Source organism: Legionella qingyii, from assembly GCF_003184185.1.
This window is the reverse complement of record NZ_QHJG01000019.1, coordinates 44822-65559: the sequence shown is the minus strand read 5'-3', so window position 1 is coordinate 65559 and position 20738 is coordinate 44822. Positions and strand designations below refer to the sequence as shown.

Below are 20738 nucleotides of genomic sequence, written 5' to 3'. Positions count from 1 at the left end.
TTTACAGTATTGCTATCAATGTAAAAGGCCCCTGAGTTAATTAGGAAATTTGCCCAAATCTTCTTTTTCTTTTATTAAAAGCAGTCAAAGCCAATTCAAGTTCATGCTCACCAAAATCGGGCCAATGTACCTCAGTAAAATAAAGCTCTGTATAAGCAAGCTGCCAAAGGAAAAAATTACTAATTCGTAACTCACCGCTGGTACGAATAAATAAATCAGGATCTGGTAACCCTGCTGTATCCAGATAATGAGCAAAGCTGGTTTCGTTTATTTCATCTATGTTTAATTCACCATTCAATACGGCCTTGGCTATTTTTTTGGCGGCATTCACCAGATCCCACTTACCACCATAATTAACAACCACATTCAAAATTAATTGCGCATTATTTGCCGTCAAAAGCTCCGCTTCCTGCATTTGTTTTTGCAATACAGGCGAGAGCAAACCACGATCCCCTGTAAATCGTAAGTGAATCCCATGTTGATTCAATTCAGGAAGCTCCTTTCGCAACGACTCGAGGAACAATTCCATTAAAAAATTAACTTCTTCAGCGGGTCGAGACCAATTTTCTGAACTAAAGGCAAATAAGCTCAGACAAGGAATACCTTTGGTCATACAACAACGAATCATTTTTTTTACTGATTCAACACCCGCTTTATGACCCTCTATACGCGGTAACCCTCGACTTTCAGCCCAACGACCGTTTCCATCCATAATAATGGCAACATGCTGAGGAATTTTTTGTTCCAAACTACTCTTCCCAATCTAATAAATGGTGCATAGTCTAACCTCTTTAATACAAAAATGTCACTACTGAATGTAGTGTCGGATAATCCCAATATTTTTTCCATGAGCAATATCGGCAATGATTTCTAAATCGTACATATGCCGTTGTAACCACATAGATGATTTTACTGCAAGAAACATAATAGAAGCCGAGAGAATACATTACGAAATAGTTATTAAGTAAGGTATAATTTCCCCCATAAAATTTGGATTGTGTTCTGGAGAACTTCATGCAAAAAAAAGCAACCTTGTTGCTCATGATCTTAGATGGCTGGGGGTATAACGAAAATAATAAGCATAATGCTATTGCTCAAGCTAATACCCCCCAATGGGATGAATGGTGGAAAAACTGCCCCCATATTCTTTTGCAAGCATCTGGATTTGCTGTTGGTTTACCTGATGCACAAATGGGCAATTCAGAAGTAGGACACATGCATATAGGCGCCGGCAGAGTAATACAACAAGATTTCACTCGTATTAATGAGAGCATAAATCACGGGGAGTTTGCCCACAATCCTGTCTTCCATGATGTCATTAACACATTGCAAAAAAATGGAAAATCATTGCATCTCATGGGATTATTTTCTCTAGGAGGAGTCCACAGTCATGAACATCATTTATTTGCTTTGCTCGACTTATGTGCACAGCAAAAATTTACGTCGGTTTATTTGCATTTATTTTTAGACGGACGAGATACCCCACCACAAAGCGCATTGCAGAGCTTAGAACGCCTCAATGCAGAATTAAAATCAAATCCAATAGCCCGAGTATGTTCGATTAGTGGACGCTATTATGCGATGGATAGAGACAACCGCTGGGATAGAGTAGAGCCTGTCTATACTTTATTAACCCAAGGCAACAGTGAGCATCATTTCCAAGATGCAGAAACAGCAATAAATTCTTATTATCAACAAAATCTGTCTGATGAATTCATACCGCCTACCCTTATAGGGGAGAAGAAAGCAATTGAGGATGGAGATGCCGTTTTATTTTTTAATTTTCGTGCAGACAGAGCGCGACAATTAACCACAGCTTTTATTGATCCAACGTTTAAAAAATTTACTCGAGCAGTGCAGCCGCAATTATCCTATTTTGTCAGCCTGACTCAATATGATAAAAACTTACCAACAACCCAGGCTTTTCCTCCTATTCCTTTAAATAATACCTTAGGAGAAGTGCTTTCAACCCATGGCTTAAGTCAATTACGCATTGCAGAAACAGAAAAATATGCTCATGTAACTTTTTTCTTTAACGGTGGAAACGAGAATATTTTTACTAATGAAGAAAGAATTTTAATACCCTCTCCCAAAGTTGCTACATATGACTTACAACCTGAAATGAGTGCACCACAATTAACAGAAAGTTTGGTCGAGGCAATTAACAGCCAAGATTATGATGTCATTATTTGCAATTATGCGAATGCTGACATGGTAGGACATAGTGGAGATTTTAAGGCCACAATTCGCGCAATCGAATGTCTTGATCAATGCATGAGCAAAGTATGGCATGCACTAGCAAGGCAAGGAGGGAAGTTGCTCATTACGGCCGATCATGGCAATGCTGAAGAAATGTTTGACGAAACAACTCATCAAGCACATACTGCTCATACTAGTGAACCTGTACCATTAGTATACGTTGGAGGTAATTGGCACTTTACCCAAAGCGAAGGTAGCTTGATTGATATCGCACCAACAATGCTGGGCTTACTCGGAATTACTCCACCTGCGGAAATGACAGGTCGTCAATTGTTAGAAAAAAATACTCATGAATAAATGGAATGATAAAGTTTCTTTTAATTTATGTCGCTCAGATGTTAAAGATTATTGTTTTCACAGCTCAATAACAATCAGACAGAAATTAAAATGCAATAAACCTCTTTCGAAACGAGTACATAAGGATTCGGACATTATATCGACGAAAAACTATTCTTCTGAAGCAACATATCAAATGCGATCTAGGATAGAAAATGGTACAACTTATTTTTCCGGATTACTCTTTGGTCTTTTGCTTTGTTTCGGGGGCCATGCAGAATCCACATCTGCTGTTGTGCAAACACAAAATAAATTAAAACAATTGGATGCGCAAATTAACAGCCTCCAAAAAACATTAAATTCAGCTCACGATAAACGAGGCCTATTAAATAAGGAATTGTCTGAAACTGAAAAGCAAATTGGTGCAGGGATTCATAAATTACATTTCATCCAAAATGAGATCAAGAATACAGAAAATAAAATTACTGACCTACAAGAACAAGTAAATCAACTAAACCAACAGCTGATTACCCAACAGCAATTATTAGCGAACCACGTACGTGCTCGTTATCAAATGGGAGAATATCAACCGCTTAAATTACTCCTGAATCAGGATGATCCCAATAAAGTGAGTCGAACTTTAACATATTATCAATACATCGTTAAATCACGGCAACAGCTTATCGATAAAATTGATAAAACCCGCACGAGCCTTAGCGAGAGCAGGGAAAAATTGAGAACAGAACTTATTGCCAATAAACAATTAAAATCAGAACTTACTCAACATCAACAGCAACTACAAGAAAATAAAAATTATCATAAAACTCTAATTCAATCACTGAACCATGAAATTCAAGATAAACAAAACAGGTTGCATGACGTTCGGAAAAATAAAGAAAATTTAGCACGTTTACTCAAATCATTAGCAACACAACAAAGTATTCCCACTGCAAGCACACCCTTTAACCAGATGCGCAAAAAATTGCCGTCCCCGGTCCAGAGCCAGAGCCGTTCTCTACGAAAAATGAACCAAGGGGTGACATTTTTTGCCGATGAAGGAGCCGTAGTAACTGCCGTTTACCCTGGGAAAGTTGTATTTAGTGACTGGCTTAAAGGATATGGTTTACTTCTTATCATTGATCACGGGCAAGGCTTCATGACCTTGTATGCTCATAATCAATCTCTATTTAAGAGCAAGGGCCAGTACGTACGTCAAAATGAGCAAATTGCTAGTGTAGGTCATAGCGGCGGAATTAAACAAAACGGTCTATACTTTGAAATAAGACTAAAGGGAAAAGCTATTCCACCGCTTAATTGGTTGTCTTAGTTTAACCCTGGCACCTTAATTGCATTTCAATAATTATAATAAAAGAAGATGGCTTATTTTGCAGCCTTGCATCTGAGGAGATCGCTATGTTGATAAAAAAACTATATCCATGCACGCTTGCGATAGTATACGCGTTTACTCTTATGTTACCTCTTACAGGCTTTGCAGATGATGAGGCTAACACAGATACGTCTACAACCTCAAGCTCTACGACTAAAGCGGTTCCTTTAGAAGATGTTCAACGCTTTTCCAATGCTATAGGTGAAATTAAAAAATACTATGTCAAACCTGTTGATGATAAAGAACTCTTTGATAATGCCATTCGTGGTATGCTCACGGGACTTGATCCGCACTCAAGTTACCTGGATGAAGAAGAGTTTAAAGATCTACAAACATCAACTAGTGGTGAATTTGGCGGTTTAGGGCTCGAAGTAACCATGGAGGATGGAGTGGTTAAAGTAGTTACTCCTCTCGTTGATACACCAGCCTTCAAAGCAGGCATCAAATCTGGAGACTACATTATTAAATTGGGAAAAGAATCCGTTCAGGGTCTTTCACTTAAGGATGCTGTCAATTTGATGCGTGGTAAAGCTGGAAGCACAATTCAGTTGACTATATTACGTAAAGGGGTTAATAAAGCGCTAACTTTTGATTTAATTCGAGAAATTATCCAAATTAAAAGTGTACAAAGTAAAATAATCGCCCCCGGCTATGGTTATATTCGTTTAACACAATTCCAAGCATTAACTGGAAAAGACATGTTACAAGCCATTGATAGGCTAAAACAACAATCTGGTGGAAATTTAAAAGGCCTAATCCTGGATTTACGCAACAACCCAGGAGGACTACTTGATTCAGCAATACAAGTTTCTGATGCCTTCCTCGGTAAAGATAAATCAGGCAAACCAGAAACAATCGTTTCAACCAAAGGACGTTTGCCTGGCTCAGATTTTACCGCCTTGGCCAAAGGAGTAGATGTCTTACATAACGCCCCAATGGTTGTATTAATCAATAACGGTTCTGCATCTGCAGCTGAAATTGTAGCTGGCGCACTAAAAGATAACAAACGAGCTGTTATCCTCGGTACAACAAGCTTTGGTAAAGGCTCAGTTCAAACTGTATTACCGCTGGATGAAAAAACTGGAATTAAGTTAACTACCGCGCTGTATTACACTCCATCAGGAACTTCAATTCAAGCTCAAGGAATTGTCCCTGATATCGTAGTGAATGAGGTAGAAATTCCTAAAACTGCTGCGAAACCTGCTGATCCTACTGGATATAGTGAAGCAAATCTCAGTGGACACTTAATTAATAAAAATAACAAGGAAATTACTAAAGCTAAAAACTTCAAAGCTCAAATGGATGAGTTAATGCATAATGACTATCAACTCTATGCAGCTTTAACGGTTTTGGAAGGCATGGCTTTAGCTAATAGATAATTAGTAACTCGTAAAAAAGAGGAGTCAATGGGTTGGATTCGACCCACTTAGGCTCCTCTTCTTTTTATAACAGGGTAGAACAGAGTACCCCTGTCTCTCCGTCACAAGTTGAAAACCTAGGGGAAAGGTCAGATGTGCACAAGACTAAGGTAAAACCCGCGGCAATCCTTCGGATTTACCTCCAGGTCATTTTAGAAACAGTTACTCAGTAGCCATTCAATTAAAGTTAGGCAGTAAGCGTCTGCTTCTTATATGAAACACCATTTTTACCTATATTAAATGCACCCATGACTCCCATTCCAGGCTCAATAGCCAACAGATGAGTTGCGATTGCTTGGCTGGAAAAATCAGAATGGGTTTGCATCGCAAGCAAAGCACTATTATGGATTAGATGGAATACATCAAAAGCATACCCTGCTTCACTGATAGGATGACTAAGGTATTCTTGTTTAAATTGCGCGATAAATTCTGGCTTCGTTGATTTAGTCAATGCAGCAGATTGTTTGTGATTAGGGCTTTGTGCCTGAAAATTATTTTTTCCATCGGCAATTATTGAGTCATCAGTGAGACAAAAATGAATGAGTTTATTTTTTTTCGCCAAAGGTGCAACTAAAGCACCACTCTCGGTTCCTTCAGTCATAATTACATTAATGTGATGTGCATCAATAAATTTTTGCAAGGTTTCTGCTGCATTAGCATTATTTGGCATTTTATCCAGCGTATAAAACTCATAATTAATTTCTGTGGACTTTAATTGATCTCGTGCAATTTCCATTGCCCCTAACATATTTCTACCAATAAAAGCAGATTTTTCAGAAAATGGAGCATAAATACCAACATTGATTGTCATTTTGGCTTTATTTGTAGAATCACCCAACTCAGATGCAGCGTTACAAAAACTTGCTGTTATTAGCGACAGAAAAAAAGTACCTAATACAGTATAAAACTTTGATAAAAAATATTTCATATTCATCATCCTAATTGATTCGACTTAATATTGATATTTACATTCAAATGATTGTTGAACCCTTTTCCTGCATGCCCCTATTCTCAATTTATCGCTCCCTAGATCGGCGTAATACAATTACGGCGAGAACTGATGCGACAGCGCCTAAGAACAGTAAAATCATTTTGCTATGAATAGAATGTAAATACAATGGTTGGGATTTAATAATAATTGTGCGATAATTCCACAAATTTGACATATTTTCGAATACAATGAACTATATTAAATCAATATCACTCCTTGCTGGTCTATTCTTTTCCTCTTTTGTTCAAGCTAATGTTCAATCTTATTTTGATCAAATAAAAAATGACCCTCACACCTTATATGCATTTTTTAAGAGCATGCCTAAAGGTGGTGAATTACATTATCACTTAGCCGGAGGTGCTTACCCTGAAGTTATGCTGGAATTGGCATCTAAAGATAACTATTGCTTGAATACAGTCAATTGGACAGTGAGCAAAAACACCTCTGACTGTAATGGAATCGATACAAAGGATCTGCTTAATCACCCTGGACTTTATGCAAATACTGTGAGAAGTTGGTCGATGAAAGATTTCGTACCAGGAAAAGAATCAGGACATGATCATTTTTTCAGCTCATTCTACAAGTTCAATGCCATAGTTGCAGATCATCAGCCTGAGCTAGTTGCCGCGGTGTTGCAAACTGCAGCACAACAAAATGAACACTATATGGAATTAATGATTTTACCTGATAACGCCCATTCAAGCAGTTTTGGCGATATGCTTAAAGATACTACTTCGTTTGACCAAAAAACAAAGCGTTTATTAGCCAATCAGGATTTTCAAAATAATATCAATTATACAGTGGTCGAATCAAATCGTATTTTGCAACAAGCACGTCAAGAGATAGGCTGCGAAACGAATCCGGAAAAAAAAGCCTGCCAAATAAAAGTTAAATTTTTATATTATTCACTTAGAGAGCAATCTTTTGATAATCTCTTTGCTCAAACACTTAATGCTTTTGAAGCCGTAGCTCAATCCATAAAAAGCAAAGGCACACTTGTCGGCGTTAATTTGGTCCAACCTGAGGACGGTATTATTTCTTTGCGTGACTTTCGCAAACAAATGCAAATGTATCAATACCTGCATAAGATATACCCCCAAGTCAATATCGCCTTGCATGCCGGCGAACTAAGCCAGGAGATAGTCACTCCGGAAGATTTGGATTATCACATTCATGATGCCCTTTTTACTGGTCAGGCGCAAAGAATTGGGCATGGGGTAGATATTGCTCATGAAAATAATGTGAAAAATACCTTAAATTTTATGGCGAAGAATCATAGGGCAGTAGAGATTAATCTCGTCAGCAATTTTAAAATATTAAAGATTTCTGGTCGCAATCATCCTTTGAATTTTTATCTTCAACATCATGTTCCAGTTGTATTATCTACTGATGATGAAGGTATATTACGTACCAATTTGAGCCAGCAATATGTTGAAGCTGTATTAAAACATGGTCTGGATTATCAAACTTTAAAACAAATTAATAGGAATGCTCTAACCTACGCATTCGTACCTGGAAAAAGCATATGGTCCGATGCTGATAAAGCGCTACTGACTCAAGATTGTCAAGATTTAGAAAGCGAACGCTGTCAACAGTTTATAAAAGGAAGTGAAAAAGCTCAATTACAGTGGGGATTGGAGCAAAAGCTACGCACCTTTGAGAATAAGTTTGCAGATATCTAAATTTTTATGTCTGAAATGGAGTTTTTTGACAGTTCATTCCTCCTTTTACGCACCGCGACTTGTTCCTGAGAGATGGTCACAAAAAGTGACCATCTCTCAGGAACAAGTCGCGGTATACGAGAAGTATAAGGGTTGTTAATACATCCTAAAAATCATTGTAGCCTGGAATTTTGTATAACCAGGAACAATTAAGCTCCAAACGGACCGCGTAAAATTATCGTCGAATCACGTTCTGGACCTGTTGATAATATATCAATGGGGACATTAAGCAGATTTTCTATGCGTTTCAAATAAGCCAGTGCATTCGCAGGCAAATCACTTATATTCGTTATATCAGCAGTAGACTCTTCCCAGCCTGGCATTTCTTCGTAAACTGGCTCTAATCCCTGAAAATCAGCCGCTGATTGAGGTGGACGAGAAATTAAATTACCCTTTTCGTCTTTATAAGCAACTGCGATGCGTAACACCTCTATTTTATCCAGAACATCCAGCTTAGTGATACATAATCCTGTAATACTATTCAACTCAATTGAGTGTTTTAACAAAACCGCATCAAACCAACCACAACGTCTAGGTCTTCCAGTAACGGCCCCAAATTCTTGACCGCGCTCAGCAATCTGCTTGCCTACATCATCAAAAAGCTCTGTCGGGAAAGGACCACCGCCAACACGCGTAGTATAAGCTTTGGTAATCCCTAAAACATAGTCAATATATCTCGGGCCAAATCCTGCACCATTAATTACCGATCCCACACAAGTGTTTGAAGAAGTAACAAAAGGATAAGTACCATGATCGATATCCAGATAGACCCCTTGGGCACCTTCAAATAAAATATTATCTCCTTCCTCTCTGTGTTCATGCAAACAAGCAGAGACATCACACACCATAGGGCGTAATTCTTCAGCCCACTGCAAAGCGGAGTCTAATATAGGTTGCATCGCTACAGCAGGCTGTTTGAAATATTCAGTCAAAATAAAATTGTAGTAATCTAAAAGGTCTGATAATTTTTTTTCAAACCGCTCAGGATGAAATAAATCACTAACCTTTAATGCGCGGCGAGCTACCTTGTCTTCATATGCAGGGCCTATACCACGTCCAGTAGTACCAATTGCTGCATTTCCCATATGGGCTTCGCGTGCTTTATCCATAGCGACATGACATGGGAGAATTAGAGGACATGCCATGCTAACGCGTAAGCGAGAACGAACATCAACCCCACTTTGTTCTAGTTCTTTAATTTCACTTAAAAGTGCATCAGGTGAAAGAACCACTCCGTTTGCAATGTAACAGATTACATTGGGTCGCAGCATACCTGATGGAATGAGACGTAAAACAGTTTTCACCCCATTAATTTTTAAGGTATGGCCTGCATTATGACCGCCCTGATAACGAACAACAACCTGCGCATCTTGAGTTAATAAATCGACAATTTTACCTTTGCCTTCATCGCCCCACTGCGTTCCTAAAACAACAACGTTTTTACCCATGATCTACTCTTAATTTGCAAAATGCTATTCGCCGCTCTAAATTGAGAACATTTGAACTCAATTTCAACAAAATTTGTAACTACTCCTCCCTGACCCGCTTCCTCATTAGAGACATCTTAAATAAGAAACATTCTGAAAAATACTCACAAAGTCATCGTACTCTTTCAGAATGTTTCTTATTCAACCTGCACTCAAATTCGGACGTTTTCCACAATTTTGCTATAGGATGAATAGTTATCAAAACTTAACATTATAGTTACTTTTTAGCAGGTACACCATCATTTTTTGGTGTAGCTTCCTTAAAATAATCAAAAAATGCACTACTTTGATCCAATACCAAAATATCTTTTTTACTTTTAAAACTCACTTCATATGCAAGCAAACTGCGATATAAAGCAAAGAAATCTTTATTCTTATTGTATGCATCTGCATAGATTGATGCCGCTTGTGCTTGTCCAATTGCTCTTATTTTCTGTGCATTACTGCGAGTTTTTGCCAATAAGACCATGACATTAGCATCGGCTTTAGCTTTTATTTCCTCAGCAGCCGCTTGACCATCAGCACGATGTCTATTCGCAATTTTTTGCATATCAGCACGCATACGTTGATAAATCGCATTGCTAGTATTGGCTGGTAACTCTATTCCTTTAATGCGCACATCAACCACAATCATACCTAATCCGCCTGCTTGCTTTTGAGCCGCTTTTCGCAACAACTCCATTAAATCGTCACGACCGCCCGATACAACTTCAGAGATGGTGCGTTTACCAAACTGAGCACGTAATAATGTATTTAATTGTTGTTCTAATAATGTTTCTGCTTTAAATTCACTACCACCAGTTGACCTAAAATACTGGGCTAAATCAGTAATCTTCCATTTAACATAATAATCAACCATTACATCCTTTTTTTCCTTGGTAACAATACGAGTCGATTTAATATCCATCGTTTGAATACGAGTATCAAAAATGCGTACATTCTCGATAAACGGTATTTTAAAATGCAAACCAGGGTTCAATACCTTAACTTTATTAGTTAATTTATCATCCACCAAACGCCCTAAACGCAGAAGAATACCTTGCTGCCCTTCCGTTACCGTAAATACACTGGTCAATAAAAATAAAAGTATTAAGAAGATCAGGATGCCAAGGGTTCTAGCAGTAGTTTTCATTGTTAATCTCTCCCTTGTCGATAAATAGGTCTAGTAAACTCACGATCATCGACTAAATTCTCTGTCTCACCACTCTCATCTCTCTCCGTTTTACCATTTTTGGCGGAGACAGTTGGAAAACCGGAGGGCTTTTCAAATAATTTATCGAGGGGTAGATACAACAAGTTACCAGATTTGCTATCAACAATGATCTTACTGGTCTTGCTTAGTACATTTTGCATCGTCTCCAAATACATGCGCTCCGCTGTAATATTGGGAGCTGCGACATATTGAGGCAGTAAGGCCAAGAACTCGGAAACCTCTCCTTGAGCATTCAATACAACCTGTTTGGAATAAGCTTCGGCCTCTTGCTTAATACGGCTTGCCTTCCCTTCGGCGATCGGCACTACTTTTGCTGCATAAGCATAGGCTTGTTCTTTAAACCGTTTTTCATCCTCTTGCGCCTTAATCGCATCATCAAATGCATCTTGTACACTCTCTGGTGCACGTGCTGGCTGAGGTGATACATTAACGATCGAAATACCCGTCTTATATAAATCCAATGTTTTTATCAAAGTATCTTGAACTTGATTGCCCCAAACTTCACGACCTTCAGTAATCATTTGATCTAAAGTAGTTGTTCCAACTACTTGCCTTAGAGCACTTGAGGTTGCCTGCTGCAAACTTTCTTCAGGATTGGCAACATTAAATAAGTAATCCTCCAGATCACCAATGCGATATTGCACGGCCAAAGACACTGAAACCAAATTTTCATCCCGAGTAAGCATTTGTCCGGAATAAGAATAATCCAACACTCTATCCACATTCATAATGATTTTGGAAGAGATAATTCTTGGTATCCAATGAGGTCCTGATCCCACAGTTTCTACATATTTGCCAAAACGAAGAATCACCGCTTGCTCAGCAGGATCAACGATAAAAATGCCAGAAAGCACCCAGAGAATAAAAGCACTCGAGACAACTATTAAAGTCACTAGACCGCTATTTGATTTTTTGGAAGGCTCATTACTCATTTTAGCAGCTCCTCCGAATAGAATCTTCTTCAATTTGTCATGAACACGTTTAAGAGCTTCATCTAAATCTGGAGGCTGATTTTTACCCTTCCAGGGATCTTTGCCTTTATCTGGCTCATTCCACCCCATGTACTACTCTCCTGGCAAATTCTAAGAAAACTAGAATTCTATGGGGTATATTAAGTTTAAGCAAGTTCTCCTGGCATAATTAACTCGATCTGGATTCTTAATTTTTGATAAAACATGCTTTTTCATACGGCTAATTCAGCAAGAAAATTTAATTAGATGGTTATATATTATTTTGGTTCTATTACAAAAATCTTTTGAGGCGTTTGCGGAGCTACTGACATTTCCCTCTGAGATCAATATCCCAAATATCTACTACAACATCATTTTCAGTAATAAAAAATTGATCAAACAGGTTAATTGTTGGATCGCAATGAGGCACAATCAGTTCTAAAACCTCACCATATGCCGGTAATTGAGCACCATTTACCGCAGTAACTTTACCATGCTCATCACCAAATCCCCCCCAATCATATTCCAAGCCCTGATGGTTAATAATTTGAGGTTTGCATTGCTCGATATAGATGGATTTTGTGCCAGCATCTACAGTAACATGCTCTGCTCTATTATTGCTGATGACTGTAGTTAAAAGGGTCATTGCCGGTTTGAATGTATTAAATTGCTCCCCATCACTTTGGGAACCAATAGAAGTATATTGAACATCCATAACCGTATAAGAGCCAGGTTGAATCTCAGTTACTTCTGTCGCCTCAACATCAATATCATAAGTTCCTGTTCCACTTCCTGTTAATATGGGGCAATTAAGACCGTGTTCTCTAAAGCGTTTTACAAGGTCACTTGCCATTTGCATCGTTTGCAATGATTTAATTTTACGTTCATTAAATGAAGATATATGTTGTAAGTTACCAGCGTAACATTGAATTCCCATCAAGTTTAACCAAGGAAATTGCTTCATTTCCAAAGCAAAATTTAAGGCATACTCTGGTTTAACCCCAGTACGACCTATCCCTGGATCCACATCCACCAGCACATGAATCATTTTCTTATGGCGTGCGCCAGCCTCATTTAAAGCGACTATATTTTCTTTATTATCTACAACTATTAAAGTAGAAGGCGCTTGCTCCAAACAGGAAATGAGCCTAGAAATCTTATTGTTCGTAACAATCGGCGAAGTAATCAGGACGTTAGGTATTCCATTCTGAATAAGAACTTCAGCTTCTGAAATTTTAGCAACACTAACACCTATTGCGCCGTATTCAATCTGTAACTGAGCTAGTTTAGAACACTTATGAGTTTTACAATGCGGCCGGACATTGACTTTTTTTTCAATAGAATGGTTCCTCATGGCTTCTAAATTGGATTGCAAAATATTTTTATCAATTAATAAGCACGGGGTATCCAATTCTGTTTTTTTTAAACCTAAGGCTTTTTTCAACATTCTATCTCTCATAAACTATTAATCCGCGCTCAACATCACGCGAATTCCTATATAAACCAATAAACCACCAAACAAACGACTCAAAACGGTTTGAAAATTAGCGAATATCATTCGCACTTTATTGGATTGCAGGAATAAAACCAATAAAGGCCAATACAAAGCGGACTCAGCAACAAATACTCCAGCAACTAAAGCCTTATCGCCTACTGATGCATTAATTGAGACAAACTGAGTAAACAAGCAGAGAAGAAAAACTGCCAGCTTTGGATTTAAAGCATTACACAAAACACCTTCGATATAAGCTTTTGAAGTTGTTATATTTTTCATGGAGGTTAGATCTTGATGTATTGTTGCTGATTGTTTAGATTTTAGACCTTTTATTCCAAGATAAATTAAATAACATGCGCCTGCATATTTTATAGTTGTATAAAGGACGATGCTTTGTGTGATAATGAATGCCAACCCCAAAATACAATAAGTAGCATGAAAAAGACATCCAGTGACAATACCAAAGGCCGTTGCTAAAGCCTCGCGTTTGGGGTAAAAAAGAGCGTTTTTTGTAACAAGTATAAAATCCGGTCCTGGACTAATCATACCAATAAAACAAATCATCATTAAAAGGAATAAACTAATATTCATAATGACTAAACCCCAAAAAATAAATTAAGACTATTATTAATAATTAATTTTAATGCAATGCATACATGACATCCATTTATTACTTTACTTAGAGATGGTTCCCTCTAAATTTCTTCTTGAGGCTTCCATCTCTAAGAAAAATGCTGCTGTTCATTAAAATTTGTTTATTATAACTTATTTTCACTAGGAATATGCTGTACCTCAACTTCTACAACCGAGCTTTCGATTTGTTCATGCATCTGCATTTTCGGTAAGGTCTTAAACATATCGTCATAGATAATCTGCGTCCTGGTTCCTTGATGGGTACTGGCATATTGTTTTACTGTCTCCCAATTACATTTTCCCCCAGCAATCATCCAACGCATAGTGCTCCAAGGATTGGTAATTTTTTGATTCTCGTACGCTTCGTTATAACGTCGTACAAATTCTGCATAGAGTTTAAATGGAGGTTCATCCCCATTTAATGGTACTGCAGCTACTGTTGGCAATATAGAAGATTTAGTATTCCCTTCCAGACGTCGGCTGTATTTGCGGGTGACTAACCTTTCTATCGCAAAAGCTGCATCGCTAGGCCTACCCAACAGCTGCCATAAGGTACTTCCCCACGAATGATCGATATAGATTATTTTATGTAATGCACTGTCAGTTAAATGACATCGGCTCACAAAAGGATCAACCAATTCGGGTCGAGTATCCATATAACGATCGATTTCTTTGAGCAAATCACTACGTTTATCTGCCAATAATTGACACAGTGCTTCACTTCGCGGAGGTTCAGCACCACGACAAAGCAACATGGCAACTCCCCGCAGCAAATCTTTATTGTTCCGATTAAGGTTCAACTGTTTGCAAAGGGCTTCAATTGCATTATCACCTTTTTTATTTCCGTCAGAAAATTTAATATTTTCCGCTTCAAGCTTCAGCTTTGCTGCCGGAGCCTCCTCTAATAAAGCTTCAAGTGCCTTAATCTTGCCTTTTCGGGCTGCCAATAGCACTGGGGTATCTTTCGCCGCCCCCACAGGATTTGTCACATCCGCGCCATTTCTTACCAAATTGACTACCCCTGAAGTAAAGTCCAGCATTATGGCTTGATGCAAGGGCTGGGAAGAAATGCGTGCTTCTGTAAGGTATGTTGTCGCATTAACATCAGGTTTAGAGGCTAAGATTTCTATCAATAATTGGCGGTTTTTAGAAGGCAAAGCCAAAGACAATAAGGTACGCCCCTCTTCATCTCGTTGATTAACATCAAAAACATTAGTCTTCAAAAGATGAAGAGCTAACTGTATCTTACCGGCAGCAATTGCTTGGTGCAAAGGCTGGCCAATATTTTTATTCTGAATCCTTCCTAGGACCACATCAATAAATTCTGTTAGATCAAAAGGCATCTTCTTATCAACAGAATCTTCTTTTTTTTTCTGATGTTGTTGAATTAAATAATTCAACACGGTTACTTGAGCACCTTTTTCCATCCAAAACGGATGCTCAAGATAATTGGGATCTATTTGCAGCTTTTGGTTAATGAATTTTTTAAATCCTTCTAATCCTGATTTTATAGCTGCATTTATTTCAGTGATAAATTCCATATTACGTCCTTTGTAATGTTCCATCCGGATTCATATTACACAGTGGACAATAGAAGATCAAAAGGATAGTTAAAATTTCTACAAAATCATCAGTTCTTCAAAAAATTATGGCTCCAAACAATCAAGAATTTTCATCCAGTTTAGGCTCTGTTGCCAATTGCTTCATAAGCATACGTTACGCGCTTTATGCGCGTAATCCAGTAAAAGCCACATTAAAAATAGGTACATTTTAGGGTGTCTCTGTGTAGAGACAGCGCATACAGCGCGGGGAAAGAGGCAGAATTAAATGAAATGTCAACAGACTCTAGTAAAAATTAAATCCCAAACCCCATGCCCTAAGCGCTCACCGCGTTGCTCAAATTTTGTAAGTGGTCGCGACAAGGGTCTAGGTGAGTATCCACCTTCTTTCTGGGTATTTTGCAAAGTAGGCTCTGCGGATAAAACATCTAACATGTGTTCTGCATAATTTTGCCAATCCGTTGCACAATGAATGAACCCTCCTGGTTTGATTTTTTTTGTCAATAATTGAATAAATTCTTTCTGAATTAAACGTCTTTTATGATGGCGCTTTTTATGCCAAGGATCTGGAAAAAAAATTTGTACGCCGGCAAGTGAATTGTCCATCAATTGAGTGCGGAATACTTCAACAGCATCATGAGCAACAATTCGTACATTAGATAATTGATATTCATGCAGGTCTGCAGCCAAGCTACCCACGCCAGCCTGATGCACCTCAATTCCTATATAATTAAGTTCTGGATTATTTTGAGCCATCGTCAGCAATGACGCCCCCATACCAAAACCTATTTCAACAACTGTATCTGCAATACGGTGAAACTCTTCTGCCAAGTTCCATGGATTTCCACCAACGGAAAGCTCATAATTTTTAAACCAAAGATCTAATCCTTGGCGCTGCCGATTGCTCACCCGGCCAGCCCTTAAGACATAACTTTTTATCTTACGTTGCATAAATTGCACTCATTATTTGTCAGAGCATGAATTATATGTTTTTACAAAAATCTTGCAACTAATGCATTTTTTTGATATAAAACCGCTCTTGTATTTCACATCCGGCTATTTGCCCAGAATTTTACAAAGACAAGCAAACTAAAACCTATTTTGGAGTAACACAATGTCTAGAGTATGTCAGGTAACTGGCAAGCGACCCATGACTGGTCATAAAGTGTCGCACGCTAACAACAAAACTAAAAGACGCTTTCTGCCGAATATTCAGAATCATAGTTTCTGGGTTGAAGAAGAAAAACGATTTGTCACATTAAAACTCAGCACCAAAGGTATGCGTATTGTAGACAAATTAGGTATTAAAGAAGTTCTGGATAGACTCAGAGCTGAAGGCGAAAAAGTATAACTAAGGGGATAAACCATGGCAGCCGTCACTATAAAAGTGAAAATGGAATCCACAGCAGGAACTGGATACTATAAAACTACAACTAAGAACCCAAGAAACCATCCTGAAAAGATGGAGCTTATGATGTACGATCCAAAAGTACGTAAGCATGTTCTTTTTAAAGAGAAAAAAGTTAAATAATGATTTAGGCCCCGTATTCTATGGGGCTTTTATTTATTTTTAACTCAACCAATTCTCCACGATCCTACAAAGTTTTAATTCAAGTAAGTTAGGTTCTAGCAAATCAATAAATTATGAACCAGGCTTTGTTCTATATTAGTTCCTAAATCCCCTATAAACCAGTTATTAAAATGCCATTTGTTCGTAGGTTATTTTCTAAATTAACGCAGTAGATACTGGATAATCCTTACGAATCGTTTAAACTGATAGTAAATAGCAATGAATACAAAGAGGATTTGCATGAAACCATCATTGCAACTTAGCATTGGACAGCATTTAACACTAACACCGCAATTACAACAAGCAATAAGACTGTTACAATTATCCACGTTCGATTTACAGCAAGAAATCCAACTCATCGTTGAATCAAATCCAATGCTTGAAGCAACGCCAAACGAAGATAAAGAAGGATTTGAATCTAATGAAGTAAAACAACAAGATAATGATGAGTCTTATGACTTTCAATGGTCTGAACTCTACCAAAGTCCAAGTAAACGCACTGCATTTGAAGATAATGATTATAATTTCGACAACTTACATTGCACAACGACCAACTTGCAGGATCATCTAAGATGGCAGCTGGAACTTTCTCCTATGAGTGATGTGGATCGGGCGATCGCAACAGCTATCATTGATGCGGTGAATAGCGATGGATTTCTAACTATGAGCCTTATGGAATTGCATGCAAGTCTTACCAGCGACGCGCATCCACTGGATTTGGATGAAATCGAAGCGGTACGTCATCGCTTGCAATTATTTGATCCCGTAGGCTGCGCCTCTATAAATCTGGCTGAAACGCTACTTGTCCAACTAGAACAACTTCCGTTGAATGTTGAATATTTAGCACTGGCTAAAAAGATTATTGCTAAAGACATCGAATTGCTGGCTCAACATAACTATAAACAATTAATGAAAAATCATCAGATTTCTGAAAAAACGGTTGATGAAATTTTGAAAACAATTCAAGGATTAAACCCGAAGCCTGGTAATTTAATTCATGAAGACATTACTGAATACATTATTCCAGATTTAACAGTTACAAAAGTTAATAATAAATGGAAAGTGCGACTCAATCAAAGTGTACTCCCGAATTTAAGTATTAATAACCAATACGCATCTTTAATTCAGCGAGCTGATAATAGTGCAGACAATCAGTTTTTGAAAAATAACCTGCAAGAAGCTCGTTGGTTTTTAAAAAGTATCCAAAGCCGTCAGGAAACTCTGCTTAAAGTAGCCATATGCATCATGGAGTACCAGCAAGGATTTCTCGAATATGGTGAAGAAGCAATGAAACCATTGATTCTCAATGACGTTGCTTCAGCTCTCGATATGCATGAATCAACAATTTCTCGTGTCACCACGCAAAAATTTATCCATACCCCTCGCGGAGTATTTGAACTTAAATACTTTTTCTCAAGCCATGTCAACACCAAAGCTGGAGATGAATGCTCTTCTACAGCGATACGGGCTGTGATAAAAAAATTAATTTCCGCAGAGAATAGAAAAAAACCATTAAGTGACAGTAAAATTACCCAATTATTGGAAGAACAGGGTATCAAAGTAGCAAGACGAACCGTAGCAAAATATCGTGAAGCAATGGGAATTGCTCCATCTAATGAACGAAAATATTTGTAATTAATTAAGGATCATGATTTCATCATGGTTCTATGTAACTAGGAGATTTTTTTATGCTAATTAACATCACTGGACATCATATTGATGTTACTCCTGCACTCAGAGCATTTACCGAAGAAAAATTCGGTAAGCTGGAGCGTCACTTTGATCAAATCAAATCCATTAATGTAGTATTTAATGTAGAAAAACTACGCCAAATTGCTGAAGCAACTGTTCATATAAACAAAGGTGAACTGCATGCAACTTCAGAATCTGAAGATTTATATGCTGCAATTGATGCTTTGATTGACAAACTGGAGCGTCAACTGAGCAAAAATAAAGAAAAAAACCATAAACACCATGATTAAGAAATAGAGGTAGTTTACATTTGCTAGCTTGAGCCAAAATGCCCTAATTAGTGAGTATCGAAACCCATATACTGAGCAGTTGATTTCTCGCAAAATCAAGACATTTTGGCCAAGAGAGTAAAATATAAACAGCCACTAATCTCAGTTGCCTTAAACGCAGCGATTAGAAACCTCTGGTTATTCTAGATTCCACTTTACTGAACACAGCTACACTTATTGCTTAATTCGTGGTACATTGCGGGCACTATGATTAAAACTAAGATTAAAATAATTAATAAGTTGGGCTTACATGCGCGAGCTTCGGCAAAATTTGTTTCTACTGCAGCAAGATTCCAAAGCCAAATTGATGTAACCAGCAATTCACAAACCGTTAATGGAAAAAGCATTATGGGGGTCATGATGCTTGCAGCCAATAAAGGGAGTGAACTCATTATGGAAATAGAGGGCCCTGATGAAGTGCAAATGAATGAGGCCTTGTCTAATCTAATTAATAATTATTTTGGCGAAGGTGAGTAATTAGGATTGAAATAATGATCCTTTCTGAAAATCAATCCTAAAAATGTTCACTGATTTTTTTGTAGTTCATTTGAATTACTTTTACTTTTCAATATTCTTTCGTTGCTTTCTCATTTTATGCAAAGCTAGTAAAGTCATAAGCAATCCAGATAATGCATAAACAGTAAAACTGACAAATAAAACCACTGAAGGATTTGCAGCAATGGCTACAAACAAAATAATCATCACCAGGATGTACAGGAATGGAACTTTTCCCTTAAAATCGATTTCCTTAAAACTGTAATAACGAAAGTTAGAAACCATTAAACCTGAAACAACTGATGATAAAATCGCAGTTAATATGGCAACGAACATATTCTGCCATTCATTTTGAAAGCATAACCAGGCAAAAGAAGCCATTACAGCAGCAGCTGGTGGGCAAGGTAACCCCTGAAAATATCGCTTATCTGCTGTTTCAAGCTGGGTATTAAAGCGCGCTAATCGCAGAGCAACGGCGGCTGTATAAACGAAAGCAACCAGCCAGCCTACCTTTCCTAACTGATTTAAAATTAAATTATATACCAATAATGATGGCGCAACGCCAAATGTGACCATATCGGATAAGCTGTCATATTCAGCACCAAACTCAGTCTGTGTATGAGTTAAGCGCGCAACTCGCCCATCCAAACCATCGGCAATCATACCAATAAAAATAGCGATGATCGAAGCTTCAAATTGCCCTTTCATCGATGCTACAAGGGAATAAAATGCTGCGAACAGACTGGCTGTAGTAAACAGATTAGGTAACAGATAAATTCCAGAATGACTTTCTTTTTCCATTCTTAATAACCTTTTAAAAAATGCCAAATAAAATATGTTGACATAATAGGGATAAAAATTACTTTTGAAAACCAAATTAACACAAATTTATTTCTGTAAAAAATGGATAAATTACAGTACAGCAGCCCGCATATGATGGTATACTTAGCATACTGTATTTATATTGTATAATAAGCTATGGCTACACCTAAAAATAAGACAATTATTATAGAAGGAATAACTGACCAAGGAAAAACTTTTCGACCCAGCGATTGGGCAGAAAGGATGAGTGGTTCGCTAGCAAGCTTTAAGAACAGCCGCATTCATTATTCGCCCCTGTTACGGCCCAGTGTAAATAGTGAGGGATACCAATGCGTTTTGCTTGATCCAAAACTTAAAGAATCAAGTCCCCTGTTGTATCAATCCATTATTGATTTTGCCAAAGCAAATAACTTAAGAATCTGTGGAGAAGAGATTTAGAGG

General features: G+C 37.8%; 20 protein-coding genes. 10 read left to right on the top strand and 10 right to left on the bottom strand.

Annotation, left to right across the window (positions count from 1 at the left end; genetic code table 11):
- Nucleotides 1-40: 40 nt before the first annotated feature.
- On the bottom strand, nucleotides 41-748 hold the full coding sequence (locus DGG96_RS12260) for an isoprenyl transferase (protein WP_110142949.1): 708 nt from the start codon (nucleotides 746-748) through the stop codon (nucleotides 41-43).
- 266 nt (nucleotides 749-1014) lie between these two features.
- Here DGG96_RS12260 and gpmI point away from each other — a divergent pair, with 266 nt between their 5' ends.
- The 3 genes from gpmI to DGG96_RS12245 all read left to right on the top strand — a co-directional run bounded on the left by gpmI (nucleotide 1015) and on the right by DGG96_RS12245 (nucleotide 5301).
- On the top strand, nucleotides 1015-2556 hold the full coding sequence (gene gpmI, locus DGG96_RS12255) for a 2,3-bisphosphoglycerate-independent phosphoglycerate mutase (protein WP_110142948.1): 1542 nt from the start codon (nucleotides 1015-1017) through the stop codon (nucleotides 2554-2556).
- A gap of 175 nt (nucleotides 2557-2731) precedes the next feature.
- Complete coding sequence (locus tag DGG96_RS12250; RefSeq protein ID WP_110142971.1) at nucleotides 2732-3862, top strand: murein hydrolase activator EnvC family protein; 1131 nt, start codon at nucleotides 2732-2734, stop codon at nucleotides 3860-3862.
- A gap of 86 nt (nucleotides 3863-3948) precedes the next feature.
- Nucleotides 3949-5301: a S41 family peptidase gene (locus tag DGG96_RS12245; RefSeq protein ID WP_110142947.1), complete on the top strand. Its 1353-nt coding sequence runs from the start codon at nucleotides 3949-3951 to the stop codon at nucleotides 5299-5301.
- Nucleotides 5302-5527: 226 nt separating this feature from the next.
- On the opposite strand, the gene DGG96_RS12240 is transcribed toward DGG96_RS12245, so the two are convergent.
- Complete coding sequence (locus DGG96_RS12240; RefSeq protein ID WP_110142946.1) at nucleotides 5528-6268, bottom strand: type 1 periplasmic-binding domain-containing protein; 741 nt, start codon at nucleotides 6266-6268, stop codon at nucleotides 5528-5530.
- A 251-nt stretch (nucleotides 6269-6519) separates the two neighbouring features.
- Here DGG96_RS12240 and DGG96_RS12235 point away from each other — a divergent pair, with 251 nt between their 5' ends.
- Complete coding sequence (locus DGG96_RS12235; RefSeq protein ID WP_110142945.1) at nucleotides 6520-8013, top strand: adenosine deaminase family protein; 1494 nt, start codon at nucleotides 6520-6522, stop codon at nucleotides 8011-8013.
- A gap of 188 nt (nucleotides 8014-8201) precedes the next feature.
- Here the strand turns inward: DGG96_RS12235 and DGG96_RS12230 are convergent, their stop codons facing one another.
- The 7 genes from DGG96_RS12230 to trmB form a co-directional block, all read right to left on the bottom strand.
- Complete coding sequence (locus tag DGG96_RS12230; protein WP_110142944.1) at nucleotides 8202-9500, bottom strand: adenylosuccinate synthase; 1299 nt, start codon at nucleotides 9498-9500, stop codon at nucleotides 8202-8204.
- 256 nt (nucleotides 9501-9756) lie between these two features.
- Nucleotides 9757-10671: a protease modulator HflC gene (gene hflC / locus DGG96_RS12225; protein ID WP_110142943.1), complete on the bottom strand. Its 915-nt coding sequence runs from the start codon at nucleotides 10669-10671 to the stop codon at nucleotides 9757-9759.
- 2 nt (nucleotides 10672-10673) lie between these two features.
- Nucleotides 10674-11813 (bottom strand): FtsH protease activity modulator HflK, encoded by a 1140-nt coding sequence (gene hflK / locus DGG96_RS12220; protein WP_110142942.1) that lies wholly within the window; start codon nucleotides 11811-11813, stop codon nucleotides 10674-10676.
- Between the two features lie 211 nt (nucleotides 11814-12024).
- Nucleotides 12025-13149, bottom strand: a complete 1125-nt coding sequence (locus DGG96_RS12215; RefSeq protein WP_110142941.1) for a DSD1 family PLP-dependent enzyme — start codon at nucleotides 13147-13149, stop codon at nucleotides 12025-12027.
- Between the two features lie 18 nt (nucleotides 13150-13167).
- The gene (locus DGG96_RS12210; protein WP_110142940.1) at nucleotides 13168-13788 is read right to left on the bottom strand and encodes a LysE family translocator; all 621 of its coding nucleotides are present in this window, start codon (nucleotides 13786-13788) and stop codon (nucleotides 13168-13170) included.
- A gap of 167 nt (nucleotides 13789-13955) precedes the next feature.
- Entirely contained in the window at nucleotides 13956-15371 is a 1416-nt protein-coding gene (ankC, locus tag DGG96_RS12205) for a Dot/Icm T4SS effector AnkC/LegA12 (protein WP_110142970.1), read from the bottom strand.
- Nucleotides 15372-15665: 294 nt separating this feature from the next.
- Nucleotides 15666-16340: a tRNA (guanosine(46)-N7)-methyltransferase TrmB gene (gene trmB / locus DGG96_RS12200; RefSeq protein WP_110142939.1), complete on the bottom strand. Its 675-nt coding sequence runs from the start codon at nucleotides 16338-16340 to the stop codon at nucleotides 15666-15668.
- A gap of 163 nt (nucleotides 16341-16503) precedes the next feature.
- Between trmB and rpmB the strand changes: the two genes are divergently transcribed.
- From rpmB to DGG96_RS12175, 5 genes are all read left to right on the top strand, one after another.
- A complete protein-coding gene (gene rpmB / locus DGG96_RS12195; RefSeq protein ID WP_110142938.1) occupies nucleotides 16504-16740 on the top strand; it encodes a 50S ribosomal protein L28 in 237 nt (78 codons plus the stop codon).
- A gap of 15 nt (nucleotides 16741-16755) precedes the next feature.
- Entirely contained in the window at nucleotides 16756-16920 is a 165-nt protein-coding gene (rpmG, locus tag DGG96_RS12190) for a 50S ribosomal protein L33 (RefSeq protein ID WP_003635328.1), read from the top strand.
- Nucleotides 16921-17199: 279 nt separating this feature from the next.
- Nucleotides 17200-18594, top strand: coding sequence for an RNA polymerase factor sigma-54 (locus DGG96_RS12185; RefSeq protein WP_110142937.1), 1395 nt, complete (start codon nucleotides 17200-17202; stop codon nucleotides 18592-18594).
- A 53-nt stretch (nucleotides 18595-18647) separates the two neighbouring features.
- The gene (gene hpf, locus DGG96_RS12180; RefSeq protein ID WP_110142936.1) at nucleotides 18648-18941 is read left to right on the top strand and encodes a ribosome hibernation promoting factor; all 294 of its coding nucleotides are present in this window, start codon (nucleotides 18648-18650) and stop codon (nucleotides 18939-18941) included.
- 246 nt (nucleotides 18942-19187) lie between these two features.
- A complete protein-coding gene (locus DGG96_RS12175) occupies nucleotides 19188-19457 on the top strand; it encodes an HPr family phosphocarrier protein (RefSeq protein ID WP_110142935.1) in 270 nt (89 codons plus the stop codon).
- Between the two features lie 81 nt (nucleotides 19458-19538).
- On the opposite strand, the gene pssA is transcribed toward DGG96_RS12175, so the two are convergent.
- On the bottom strand, nucleotides 19539-20276 hold the full coding sequence (gene pssA / locus DGG96_RS12170) for a CDP-diacylglycerol--serine O-phosphatidyltransferase (protein WP_110142934.1): 738 nt from the start codon (nucleotides 20274-20276) through the stop codon (nucleotides 19539-19541).
- A gap of 177 nt (nucleotides 20277-20453) precedes the next feature.
- On the opposite strand from pssA, the gene DGG96_RS12165 reads away from it, so the two are divergent.
- Nucleotides 20454-20735: a DUF3579 domain-containing protein gene (locus tag DGG96_RS12165; protein ID WP_110142933.1), complete on the top strand. Its 282-nt coding sequence runs from the start codon at nucleotides 20454-20456 to the stop codon at nucleotides 20733-20735.
- Nucleotides 20736-20738 lie beyond the last annotated feature (3 nt).